This is a genomic window from Vibrio sp. 811 (genome assembly GCF_033339195.1).
This window is the reverse complement of the sequence record NZ_JAWOUB010000934.1, coordinates 1-520: the sequence shown is the minus strand read 5'-3', so window position 1 is coordinate 520 and position 520 is coordinate 1. Positions and strand designations below refer to the sequence as shown.

General features: G+C 45.0%; 1 pseudogene. It reads left to right on the top strand.

Annotation, left to right across the window (positions count from 1 at the left end):
- A pseudogene (locus tag R7Q46_RS30210) lies at window positions 1-520 on the top strand (hypothetical protein); the annotation flags it as partial.

Here is a 520-nt window from a genome sequence, read left to right as displayed (position 1 = left end):
AGAAACCTGAACTGCCAATATGATCCTATTATCGATGAAGTTATTCCTAATTGGGAGTTCGGTATTCGTGACTTAGCGATGGAGATGGGCGGTATGCGTAATACTAAACTTTCCAATGATTCTCCTGACGAGCCAATCACGTTTAGTGTTTTTGGGGTTGAAGACCATCAATGGAGCTTAGACCAATTCATGTGGTGGGCGAAAAAAGTTGGCTTTACCGCAATGAACACCCCATTCACTCACTTCACAACCTTCGCAGATTTAAGAGACTTTGCACCGACGTTCGAAGATGGCGATCTGCATATAGGCTTTGCAAACGCTCTAGCATGTCAAACCAACTTCGACGAAACCATCAAACGTTCTGCTGGTGAGGACACAGATGAAGCCAGCGGCAATGAGGAGAATGACGTTGGTTTCATGCCTAGTGCTTGGGCTCAACCAACCTTTGATGATGATCCCGTGTTAACCATCCGTTTTGGTTCTATCGGTATTGCCAATCTTAAAGTGTGTAAGTCGTTCG